Origin of the sequence: Actinomadura nitritigenes, from assembly GCF_017573545.1 — a bacterium.
GTDB lineage: Bacteria > Actinomycetota > Actinomycetes > Streptosporangiales > Streptosporangiaceae > Spirillospora > Spirillospora nitritigenes.
This window is the reverse complement of sequence record NZ_JAGEOK010000060.1, coordinates 25421-33772: the sequence shown is the minus strand read 5'-3', so window position 1 is coordinate 33772 and position 8352 is coordinate 25421. Positions and strand designations below refer to the sequence as shown.

Annotated in this window: 7 protein-coding genes; 5 read left to right on the top strand and 2 right to left on the bottom strand. The window is 73.0% G+C overall.

Annotated features, from left to right (window positions below):
* Positions 1 to 191: response regulator transcription factor (locus tag J4557_RS47035; protein WP_208274109.1), on the top strand; the 191-nt coding region annotated here is incomplete at its 5' end.
* On the opposite strand, the gene J4557_RS47030 is transcribed toward J4557_RS47035, so the two are convergent.
* Positions 192 to 1085: a universal stress protein gene (locus J4557_RS47030; protein ID WP_208274107.1), complete on the bottom strand. Its 894-nt coding sequence runs from the start codon at positions 1083 to 1085 to the stop codon at positions 192 to 194.
* Between the two features lie 139 nt (positions 1086 to 1224).
* On the opposite strand from J4557_RS47030, the gene J4557_RS47025 reads away from it, so the two are divergent.
* The 3 genes from J4557_RS47025 (at position 1225) to J4557_RS47015 (ending at position 4766) form a co-directional block, all read left to right on the top strand.
* Positions 1225 to 1521: an SHOCT domain-containing protein gene (locus J4557_RS47025; protein WP_208274106.1), complete on the top strand. Its 297-nt coding sequence runs from the start codon at positions 1225 to 1227 to the stop codon at positions 1519 to 1521.
* On the top strand, positions 1518 to 4127 hold the full coding sequence (locus tag J4557_RS47020; RefSeq protein WP_208274105.1) for an HAD-IC family P-type ATPase: 2610 nt from the start codon (positions 1518 to 1520) through the stop codon (positions 4125 to 4127). The genes J4557_RS47025 and J4557_RS47020 overlap by 4 nt, the downstream gene beginning before the upstream one ends.
* 117 nt (positions 4128 to 4244) lie before the next feature.
* Positions 4245 to 4766 (top strand): CBS domain-containing protein, encoded by a 522-nt coding sequence (locus J4557_RS47015; protein ID WP_208274104.1) that lies wholly within the window; start codon positions 4245 to 4247, stop codon positions 4764 to 4766.
* Positions 4767 to 4839: 73 nt separating this feature from the next.
* Here J4557_RS47015 and J4557_RS47010 read toward each other — a convergent pair whose 3' ends face one another.
* Positions 4840 to 5718 (bottom strand): universal stress protein, encoded by an 879-nt coding sequence (locus tag J4557_RS47010; protein ID WP_208274102.1) that lies wholly within the window; start codon positions 5716 to 5718, stop codon positions 4840 to 4842.
* Between the two features lie 196 nt (positions 5719 to 5914).
* Between J4557_RS47010 and J4557_RS47005 the strand changes: the two genes are divergently transcribed.
* The gene (locus tag J4557_RS47005) at positions 5915 to 8332 is read left to right on the top strand and encodes a glycoside hydrolase family 65 protein (protein WP_208274100.1); all 2418 of its coding nucleotides are present in this window, start codon (positions 5915 to 5917) and stop codon (positions 8330 to 8332) included.
* Positions 8333 to 8352: the final 20 nt, after the last annotated feature.

The window sequence follows — 8352 nt, the reverse complement described above, 5'->3', positions numbered from 1 at the left end:
TCCTGGAACTCATCGGCGAAGGACTCACCAACCGGCAGATCGGCGAACACCTCTTCCTCGCCGAAAAGACCGTCAAGAACTACATCTCCAGCATCTTCACCAAACTCGGCATGAGCCGCCGCACCCAGGCCGCCGCCCTCGCCGCGCAACTCAAAGCCGACGCCGAAAAGGACCGCGGACGCCACGAATGATCAGCCCGGTCGCCGCGGCCTCCGTCCCGGTTCGGGGACGATCGCGACGGGCGCGGGCGCCTCGTGCAGGACCGCCCGGGTGACGGCACCGAGCAGGGTGCGCGGGGAGGAGCCGATGCCGCGGTCGCCGACGACGAGAAGGCTCGCGCCCCGAGCGTTGTCGGCCAGGACGCGCTGGGCGCGCTCCATGACGAACCGGCGCTCGACCGCGACCTCCGGGCAGCCGGCCAGGCCATGCGCGACGGTGGCCTCGAACCGCGCCTTGGCCTGCTCTTTGAGCTTCTCCGGGTCGGTGAAGGGCAGCCGGTCGGGGCTGGGCAGCACCGCGGGATCCCACCATGCGCAGATGGCCGTCACCGTGGCCCCGTGCAACCCGGCCTCCCGCAGCGCGAAACGGAGGGCCGCATCACCCGCCGGCGAGCCGTCGACGCCCACCACGACACGGGCGGCCCCGGCCGGTCTCGGGTGCGGCGCGCCGGCCGGGACCACGACGACCGGCCGGTCCGCGTGCGCGGGCACCTGGGCCGCCGTGGACCCCAGTGGGAGGGCGTCGAAGCCGCCGCTCCCCCGATTGCCGATCACCGTCAGTTCCGCCTTCGCGCCCGCGTCCAGCAGCACGCCCGGCGGGGAGCCCTTCAGGAGAAGCGGGGCGATGTCGAGGTCCGGGGCCGTCTCGCGGGCGATCCGGACGCCCTCGTCCAGCACCATCGCGCCCATCGCCCGGACGATCGCCAGCGCCGCCTCGTCCTCGGGGCGCACCGGGTACGGCCAGTTCCAGGCATGGCAGACGCGCAGGGACGCGCCGCGCTTCGCCGCTTCCACGGCCGCCCACCGGACGGCCTGCCCCGCGGCCCGTGAGCCGTCGAAGCCCGCGAGAACGCACCGTCGGTCCATGGTGTCCTCCCTCCCGACCCCAAGGATCGCCCGTCGTCCCTCGCGCGATGAGGGGCCGAGGGTCGCTCGTCCCTGGGACCTTCGCCCCTGCCGTGGGGATGCCCACCGGAGGACGGTGGAGTCGTCAGGAGGTACGGCCATGGACATCGGATACGTCCTCGCCGCCGCCGATCCCGGCGACGGTTGGGGGCACATGGGCGACGGCGGCTGGTCCGGATGGATGTGGATCTGGGGGTCGATGATGATCATTTTCTGGATCGTCCTCATCGGCGCGGTCGCATGGGTGATCGTGCGCGTGGCGGCGTCGCGGCGCGACGCCCCGACGATCAGTGAGCAGATGGAGCACCGGCACGCCCGGGAGATCCTCGCCGACCGCTACGCGCGCGGTGAGATCACCTCGGAGGAGTACGACGAGCGACTGACCAAGCTCGGATGACGGCCGCGCAGGCGCCGTACCGCACCCGGGCGGACGAGGTCGCGGCCGCGCTCGGCACGGACGCCGAGCGCGGCCTCGACGGTCCGGAGGCGGCGGAGAGGCTGACGCGGGACGGGCCGAACACGCTGCCCGCGGCGCGCGGCCACGGGCCGGTGGCGCGGTTCCTGCTGCAGTTCCACAGCCCGCTGATCTACGTGCTGCTGGCGTCGGCGGCCGCGAGCGCGCTGCTGGGCGAACACGCCGACGCCCTGGTCATCCTGGGCGTTGTGGTCGTCAACGCCGTCGTCGGGTTCGTCCAGGAGTCCCGCGCGGAGGCGGCGCTCACCGCGCTGGCCGCGCTGACGCGGACCACCGCCTCCGTGGTCCGGGGCGGCGCGACGGTGACCGTCCCGGCTGCCGAGCTGGTCCGCGGCGACCTCGTCGAGCTGGCGGCCGGCGACAAGGTCCCCGCGGACCTGCGGCTGCTGCGCACCGACGAGCTCTCGGTCGACGAGTCGGCGCTCACCGGCGAGTCCGTTCCGGCGGGCAAGGATCCGGCGGCGCTCGGAGAGACGGCCCTGGCGGACCGCCGCAACATGGCCTTCTCGGGAACGCTGGTCACCAACGGGCAGGGCGCCGGGATCGTCGTGGCCACCGGTGCCGCCACCGAGATCGGCGGCGTGCACCGCCTGATGCGGACGACCGGCGCGGTCCAGACTCCGCTCACCCGCAAGATCTCCCGGTTCAGCAGGATCGTCACCGTCGCGATCCTCGTGCTGGCGGCGCTGACCTTCGGCATCGGCGTCCTGTACGGCCGCCCGCCCGCCGAGATGCTCACCGCCGCGGTCGCGCTCGCGGTCGGCGCCATTCCCGAGGGGCTTCCCGCCATCGTCACGATCACCCTCGCCTTCGGTGTCGCGCGGATGGCGCGCCGGGGGGCGATCGTCCGCCACCTCCCCGCGGTCGAGACGCTCGGCGGCACGACGGTCATCTGCACCGACAAGACGGGGACGCTCACCCAGAACCAGATGACGGTCACCGCCGTCCTCGCCGGAGGCCGCGAGTACACCGTCTCGGGCTCCGGGTACGCACCCGCCGGCACCTTCGAGCAGGACGGACGGCCGGTCCGCGTGGCGGCGCATCCCGCGTTGCGCGAGACACTGCTCGCGGGCGCGGCCTGCAACGACGCACGGCTCTTCGAGGAGGACGGCGGCTGGCGCATCGCCGGGGACCCGACCGAGGGCGCGCTCCTGACGAGCGCGGCCAAAGGGGGGATCGGCGACGCGCCGCCCCGGACGGCCGCGCTTCCCTTCACCTCCGAGCGGCGCTTCATGGCCACCGCCCATGACGGCGGCACCGTCTACGCCAAGGGCCCCGTCGAACGGATCCTGGAACTCTGCGACGACCAGGCGGGGCCGGACGGCCTGCCGGAGCCGCTGGACCGTGCGGCCGTCACGGCTCGCGCCGAGGCGTTCGGCGGGCGGGCACTGCGCGTCCTGGCGTTCGCGCGGGCGCCGTCCGAACGGCTCGATCCGCTGCCCCGCCTCACCTTCCTCGGCCTGGAGGCGATGATCGATCCGCCGCGTCCCGAGGCGGCGAGCGCCGTGCGGGCCTGCCGCGACGCGGGCGTGCGGGTCAAGATGATCACCGGGGACCACGCGGCGACCGCCGCCGCGGTCGGCGCCCGGATCGGGCTCGGCGGCGAGGTGGTGACGGGGGCCGACCTGGCCGCCGGTCTCCCCCCGGAGCGGATCGACGCGGCCTCGGTGTTCGCACGGGTCTCCCCCGAGCAGAAACTGCGGCTCGTCCGGACGTTCCAGGAGGCCGGCCACGTCATCGCCATGACCGGGGACGGCGTCAACGACGCCCCCGCCCTCAAGCGCGCCGACATCGGCGTCGCCATGGGACGCGGTGGCACCGACGCCGCCCGGGAGTCGGCCGACATGGTCCTCACCGACGACGACTTCACCTCCATCGAGCACGCCGTGGAGGAGGGGCGCGGCGTGTTCGACAACCTGGTGAAGTTCATCGTCTGGGCGCTGCCGTCGAACATCGGCCTCGGGCTGGTGCTGGTCGCCGCCATCGTCGCGAACGCCTCGCTGCCGATCCTGCCGCTCCAGGTGCTGTGGCTGAACATGACGGCCGTCCTGGTCCTCGGCCTGCCGTTCGCCGTGGAGCCCAAGGACGAGGCGATCATGCGGAGGCCGCCCCGCGACCCGTCGCTGCCGCTGCTCACCCGCGCCCTGACCCTGCGGATCCTGCTGGTGTCGGGGATCCTGCTCGCGGGCTCGTTCGGCCTCCGGTACTGGGAGCGCGTGCAGGGAGCCTCACCCGAGACGGCCCGGACGATCGTGGTGAACGTCTTCGCCGTCACGCTGATCGCCTACATGTTCAACTGCCTGTCCCTGGAGCGGCCGCTGCTGTGGCGCGGCGTCCGCCGCAACCCCTGGACGGCCGTCAGCGCCGCGGCCCTTCTCGCGGTCCAGATGTTCTACACGTACACCCCTTTCATGCAAAGGGTCTTTCATTCGGCCGCGCTCGGCCTCGGCGCCTGGGCGCGGATCATCGTCTTCGCCGTGGCCGCCTACCTCCTCATCGAGATCATCAAGCGGCTCCAACGCGACTGACATCTCCCGGCGCGGGGCTTCTCGGCCCCTTCGCGAAGGACCTTCGCCTCTGCGGACCACCCCGGCCACGGGCGAATCCTGGGACATGAGGACGGAAACCGACAGCCAGGAGGACTCATGGCCGCCCATCGCCCGCTGGAGAGGCGGGCCGTCGCCGAGGTGATGACCTTGGACCTTCTCACGATCTCCGAGTCCGAATCGGTGCTGATGGCGTGGGAGCTGATGTGCCAGGCGGGCGTCCACCACCTGCCGGTGGCCGACGACGAGGGGGGCTTCATCGGCGTGGTCGACGCGCAGACGCTGACGGCCTCCTGGAACGCCTCCGGCCCCGAGCAGGCCCGGCGGCCCGTCACCGCGCTCCTGCCGCCCGGACCTCAGGGGGCGGTACCGCCCACGGCCACCGTCGCGGAGGCCGCCAGAGCCATGGTGAAGGCCGGCCGCGACTACGTCCCGGTGACCGACGACCGGAACGTGCTCGTCGGCCTCCTCACCGCCCGGGACCTGGTGAGCGGGCTCGCCGGCGTCCATCGCGACGTCGCGCCGCGCAGCGGCGGGATGCCGTCCCTCTACCGGATCGAACCGGTGTTCCCCGCCGGGCTCCCGGGTCACCCGGACGCCGGGCGGATGGGACCGGACTAGCCAGGGCCCGGAAGGCGGCGCGGCCGTCGCGGGCCGCGCCGCCCGAGAACGGCGCGGCCCGAGAACGACGCGGTCACCGGGCGGACGGAACGATGGCCACCGTGCAGGGGGCGTGCTGGAGCATCGCCGAGCTGGTCGCTCCGAGGAGCAGCGGGTCCAGCCCGCCGGCGCCGCGGTCCCCGACCACCAGCAGATCGGCGTCCTCCGCCGCCTCCAAGAGGCACTCGCGAGGGCGATCGAGGACCACCGAGGCCTCGAGGTCGGCCTGGGGGTAGCGGTCGCGCCAGGGGGCGACGGCCCGCTCCAGCGTCTCGGCCCGGACCCGGGCGAGCCGTTCCTTGTCGGTGAACAGTTGCAGTTCCGCCTCGTCGACCGCTCCCGGCTCCCAGACCCCGAACACGACCCGCAGGCCCCATCCGTGCAGCACCGCCTCCTCGATGGCGAAGCCCAGCGCGGCGTCGCCGCCCGGCGACCCGTCCACGCCGGCGACGACGAGGCCGCGGGTCCGGCCTTCGCCGTGGCCGCACCGGCGGACGGCCAGCACGGGTCGGCGCGCCCGGGCCGGCAGCTGCACCGCGGTCGATCCGACCGGCAGGTGGTGCCGATCGTGGGAGCCGATCACGATCAGTTCGGCGTCGTCGGATTCGCCCACCAGCGCGTCGGAGACCGGTTCGGGCCTCAGCCGCTTGCCGACCGCCCGGGACGCTCCGAGTTCGCGGGCCCGCGCCTCCCCGTGCTCGAGGAGCTTCTCGCCCGCCCGCTCGATGATCGCTTCGATGTGCCCGTCCACGTGGTCCGCGGGGTACGGCCAGTGCCAGCAATGGCACAGGACCAGGTCCAGCCCGCGCAGGCGCGCCTCGTCGACCGCCCACCGCAGCGCCGGTTCGTTGTCCTCGCTGGCGTCGTAGCCGAGCAGCACGTGCGGCCGCTGAGCCCTGTCCAGTTCGCCCATCCCCAACACATCTCCCCCGTGAGGCGGCAGTACTCCTCGATGACTTCAGTCTCGATTCGCATCGACCGTCCTGGACGGGCCGAAGGTCCCTGGAGGTCCGGTTCCTCTGGCACTCGGTGCTCCGGGGCCGCCGGTGAGACGGTCCCGAAAGAGGGCATCGTCACCGGACGGCTACCGACGACCGGCAGGAGAGACCATGAGCCGGTGGGACCTGATCTACGACGGCTACGAGCCGGCCGCCGAGCGGCAGCGCGAGGCACTGTGCACCCTGGGCAACGGCTACTTCGCCACGCGCGGCGCCGCGCCCGAGTCGTCCGCCGATGAAGCGCATTACCCCGGAACCTACGTTTCCGGATGCTACGACCGGTTGAGCGCGCAGGTCGGCGGGCAGGACGCCGACAACGCCGACCTGGTGAACGTCCCGAACTGGCTCCCGCTGACCTTCCGCGCCGACGGAGGCGAGTGGTTCGACCTCGACCGCGCCTGCGCGGAGGGGCGGCTTCTGTCGTACGGCCAGGAACTGAACCTGCGCCGCGGCGTCCTCACCCGGCTGCTGCGCTGCCGCGACGCGGCGGGCCGGACGTTCCGCCTCGCCCAGCGCCGGATCGTGTCCATGGACGAGCCGCACCTCGCCGCCATGCAGACCACGATCGTGCCGGAGGACTGGACGGGCGTCCTGGAGGTCCGGTCGGCGCTGGACGGGCGGGTCGCCAACACCGGCGTGGCCCGGTACCGGGACCTGCCGGCCGAGCACCTCGTCCGCGAGGATCCGGCCGACCCCGGCGACCCCGAGGCGCAGCTGCTCACCACGATCACGGCCACGTCGAGGATCGGGATCGCGGTCGCGGCACGCACGCGATCATCCGAGCCGGCGGAGAGGTCCCGGCGCACCGAGCCGGGCTGGACGGCGCAGGACCTGCGCATCGAGGTCCGTGAGGGCGCGGAGGTGACGATCGAGAAGGTGGCGGCCGTCTACACCTCCCGCGACCGCGCGGTGGAGGAGCACGGCCGGGCGGCGCTCGCCGCCGTCCGGCGGGCGGAGGGCTTCGACGGCCTGCTGGAGCGGCACGCACTCGCCTGGGCGCACCTGTGGCGGCGCGCGCAGCTCAGGCTCGATCACGCCGACGTGCAACGCGTCCTCAACCTGCACATCTTCCATGTGCTGCAGACGGTGTCGCCGCACTGCGCGGAACTGGACGTCGGCGTGCCCGCCCGCGGGCTGCACGGCGAGGCCTACCGCGGCCACGTCTTCTGGGACGAGCTGTTCATCCTGCCCTTCCTGACCATGCGGTTCCCCGAGATCGCCAAAGCGCTGCTGATGTACCGGTGGAGGCGCCTTCCCGCGGCGCGGCGGGCGGCCGCCGCGGTGGGCCGCCGCGGCGCCATGTACCCCTGGCAGAGCGCGGCCGACGGCCGCGAGGAGACCCAGCGCGTGCATCTCAACCCGCGCTCGGGCCGCTGGCTGCGCGACCACTCGCACCTGCAGCGGCACGTCGGCCTGACGATCGCCCACAACGTGTGGCGGTTCTACGAGGCGACCGGCGACACCGAGTTCCTCGCCGAGTACGGGACCGAGATCATTTTGGAGATCGCCCGGTACTTCGCCGACCTGGCCGCCTACGACCGCTCCATCGACCGGTACCGGATCCGCGGCGTCATGGGCCCGGATGAGTACCACGACGCCTATCCGGACCGGGACGAGCCCGGCCTGGACGACAACGCCTACACCAACGTCCTCACCGCCTGGCTGCTGCACCGGGCCCTGGACGCGCTGGCCCTCCTCCCCGAGGACCGCCGCACCGAGCTGCGCGAACGGCTCGCGCTGACCCGCGAGGAGATCACCCGGTTCGAGGACGTCCGCCGGCGGCTGTACGTCCCGTTCCATGACGGCGTGATCAGCCAGTTCGAGGGCTACGGCGACCTCGAGGAGCTCGACTGGCCCGGCTACCGCGGGCGCTACGGGGACATCCGCAGGCTCGACCGGATCCTGGAGGCCGAAGGCGACTCGACCAACCGTTACAAGGCCTCCAAGCAGGCCGACGTGCTGATGCTCTTCTATGTCCTGACGCCGCAGGAACTCGACGACATCCTGCGGCGCCTCGGCTACGAGCACGGGCCCGACCTGATCGCGCGGACCACCGCCTACTACCTGCCGCGGACCTCCCACGGATCGACCCTCAGCTCCCTGGTCCACGCGTGGATCCTGGCCAGCACCGACGGGGACCGGGCCTGGCGCGTCTTCCGGGAGGCCCTCAGCGGCGACCTGGAGGACGTCCAGCACGGCACCACGGCCGAAGGCGTCCACCTCGGCGCCATGGCCGGCACCGTCGACCTCGTCCAGCGCTGCTACGCCGGGATGAACACCCAGGGCGGCACCCTCCACCTGAACCCGCGCCTGCCCGCGGCGATCGGCGAGCTGCGCCTCGGACTGCGCTACCGCGGGCACTGGGGAATCGACCTCGTCTGCCACCAGGACCGCCTCAAGGTGACGCTCCGCCCCGGAGCCGCCCTGCCCATCCGCATCGCGCCGGGCGACCAGGACGTCCTCATCCAGCCCGGGGACTCCTGGGAGACCCCGCTTCGGAACGGCAGGACGCCCGCGGACGGCGAATGAACGCCGGGTCGTTCGACCCG

Bases quoted from the DNA above. Each gene is read 5' to 3' on its own strand.
- J4557_RS47020 (WP_208274105.1), top strand. From the start codon at position 1,518: ATGACGGCCGCGCAGGCGCCGTACCGCACCCGGGCGGACGAGGTCGCG.
- J4557_RS47010 (WP_208274102.1), bottom strand. From the start codon at position 5,718: ATGGGCGAACTGGACAGGGCTCAGCGGCCGCACGTGCTGCTCGGCTAC.
- J4557_RS47015 (WP_208274104.1), top strand. From the start codon at position 4,245: ATGGCCGCCCATCGCCCGCTGGAGAGGCGGGCCGTCGCCGAGGTGATG.
- J4557_RS47025 (WP_208274106.1), top strand. From the start codon at position 1,225: ATGGACATCGGATACGTCCTCGCCGCCGCCGATCCCGGCGACGGTTGG.
- J4557_RS47005 (WP_208274100.1), top strand. From the start codon at position 5,915: ATGAGCCGGTGGGACCTGATCTACGACGGCTACGAGCCGGCCGCCGAG.
- J4557_RS47030 (WP_208274107.1), bottom strand. From the start codon at position 1,085: ATGGACCGACGGTGCGTTCTCGCGGGCTTCGACGGCTCACGGGCCGCG.